The 2,538-nt window shown below is 74.1% G+C and carries 2 protein-coding genes; one reads left to right on the top strand and one right to left on the bottom strand.

Features of this window, described 5'->3' with window-relative positions:
- Positions 1–738 (bottom strand): tripartite tricarboxylate transporter substrate binding protein (locus tag ACFV4N_RS42670; protein ID WP_499678398.1); only part of this gene is annotated, 738 nt, incomplete at its 3' end.
- 179 nt (positions 739–917) lie between these two features.
- Between ACFV4N_RS42670 and ACFV4N_RS42665 the strand changes: the two genes are divergently transcribed.
- On the top strand, positions 918–2,489 hold the full coding sequence (locus tag ACFV4N_RS42665; protein WP_499678397.1) for an ATP-binding protein: 1,572 nt from the start codon (positions 918–920) through the stop codon (positions 2,487–2,489).
- Positions 2,490–2,538 lie beyond the last annotated feature (49 nt).

The raw sequence follows: 2,538 nt of genomic DNA, 5'->3' as shown, positions 1-2,538 counted from the left end.
CGAGCCGAGGGTCTTGAACGTCGGCGCCTTGACCTCGGGGTGCTCCTTGGGGCCGGAGGTGCCCAGGGCGCGCAGCTTGCCCGCCTTGATCTGCTCCAGGTACTCGCCGACACCGGAGATGCCCGCGTCGACCTGGCCGCCCAGCAGCGCCGCCAGCGACTCGCCGCCGCCGGAGTAGGCGACGTAGTTGAGCTTGGCCGGGTCGATGTCCTTGGCCTTGAGCAGCATGGCGGCCAGGATGTGGTCGGTGCCGCCCGCCGAGCCGCCGGTGATCGACACGCCCTGGCCCTTCTCGTCGACGGCGGCCAGCAGGTCCTCGATGGTCCGGTACGGCGAGTCGGCCGGGACCACCACGACCTCGTCCTCGGCGGTCAGCCGGGCGATGGGGGTGGTGTCCTCCAGGCGCTTGTCCACGCCGTTGGTCTCCACCGCGCCCACCATCACCAGGCCGGTGACCATCAGGTAGGTCTCGGAGCGCTCGTTGGCCAGCTTCTGCAGGCCCACCGTGCCGCCCGCGCCGCCGACGTTGCCCACCTGCACGGAGTCGACCAGGTCCGCGCCGGTGATCGCCGCCTGCATCGACCGCGCGGTCTGGTCCCAGCCGCCGCCCGGGTCGGCCGGGGCCATGATCTCCAGCCGGTCGATGTCGCCGCTCGCCGCGCCACCGCCACCGCAGCCCGCGAGCGCCAGGCCCGCGGCGACCGCGGTCGCGAGGAGTCGGGTGCGTCGTCCTGCCATCGGGTCCTCCGTGTTCCACCCCGGGCGTCGCCCGGTCGTCTCCCGACCGGCGCCGTCGCCGTCGGTGGCCGCGAACGCTAAGAGCCCCGAACCGGTGAACAGGGGCAATGGTCGTAAGGGCCGTATTGGTCGTTTAGGTCGTGGCCCGGCTCACACCCGATGGGCCAGAATGTCGCCCCATGCGCCGCCGTTCGGTCCCACTGGGTGTCTCCCTGCTCGCGTTGCAGGTGGTCATCGTGCTGGCCACGGTGTGCGCGGCGGGCCTGATGGCGGCCAAGCTCCAGAGCGACCGCATCCGCGAGGCCTACAAGGACCGGATGCTGTCGGTGGCCGAGAGCGTGGCGCGGCTGCCCTCGGTGGTGGAGGCGTTCGACTCGCCCGACCCGAGCGCGACCATCCAGCCGCTGGCCGAGCTGCTGCGCCAGGCCTCCGGCGTGACCTACGTGGTGGTCACCGACCGCAACGGCGTCCGCTACGCCCACCCCGACCGGCGGCGCATCGGCGAGCGGGTGTCCACCGACCCCAGCGCCGCGCTGTCCGGGCAGGTGTTCGTCGGCACCGAGACCGGCACGCTGGGCACCTCGCTGCGGGCGAAGGTGCCGGTCCGCTCCTCGTCCGGGCAGGTGCTGGGCATGGCGTCGGTGGGCATCCTGGAGAGCGAGCTGGCCGCCGACCTGGCCGAGGACCTGCCCGAGCTGATCGGGTGGCTGGCCGCCGCGGCGCTGGTGGGCGTGCTGGGCGCGGCGCTGGTGACCCGCATGGTCCGCAGGCGCACCTTCCGGCTGGAGCCGGCGGAGATCGCCCAGCTGCTGGAGACCCGCGACGCGATGCTGCACGGCATCCGCGAGGGCGTGGTCGCCGTGGACGAGCGGGGACGGTTGGCGCTGGTCAACGACGAGGCCGTGCGGCTGCTGGGGCTCACCGAGGACCCGACCGGGCGGCCCGCCGCGCAGGTGCTGGAGCACGGCGGCCTGCTGGACCTGGTGCTCGGCGGCGACGACGTGGCCGACCGGCCGGTGCTGGCCGGCGAGCGGGTGCTGGTGGCCAACCGGATGACCGCCCGCACCCACGGCCGCCCGGTGGGCGTGGTGCTGACCCTGCGCGACCGCACCGAGCTGCACGACGCGCTGCGGGAGCTGGACGGGCAGCGGACCGTGACCGAGGTGCTGCGGGCGCAGGCGCACGAGTTCACCAACCACCTGCACGTCATCGGCGGCCTGGTCGAGCTGGACCGCAGGGAGGACGCCGTGGCCTACATCGAGCGGGTCGGCGGGACGGGGTCGGTGACCTCGGAGATCCTCGGCGGCGCGATGGCCGACCCGGCGCTGGCGGCGCTGCTGCTGGCCAAGTCCTCCACCGCGCACGAGCGCGGCGTGGCGCTGCGGCTGGACCCTGCCTCGGAGGTCGTCACCCGCACCGGCGACGACGCGCTGACCGTGCTGGGCAACCTGGTCGACAACGCCGTGGACGCGGTGCGCGCCGGCGGGACCGTGCGGGTGCTGGTGCGGTCGGACGAGGGCGGGGTGCGGGTCGTGGTCGACGACGACGGCCCGGGGGTGGAGCGCTCGGAACGCGGGCGGATCTTCGCCCCCGGGGTGAGTTCCAAGGCGCCGCGCGGCGCCCACGGTCGAGGGATTGGACTGGCGTTGGTGTCCAGGGTGGTGACCCGGCGCAGGGGCCGGGTCGAGGTGTCGGACTCGGAGCTGGGCGGCGCGTCGTTCGACGTGTGGCTGCCGGAGGCGGTCCGGTGAGCGTGCGCACGCTGGTTGTGGACGACGACATAGCGGTGGCCCCCGTGCA

Source organism: Actinosynnema sp. NPDC059797 (assembly GCF_042732085.1).
Taxonomy (GTDB): Bacteria; Actinomycetota; Actinomycetes; order Mycobacteriales; family Pseudonocardiaceae; genus Actinosynnema.
Note: the sequence above shows the minus strand (reverse complement) of the source record. Positions and strands in the feature narration are given on the sequence as shown.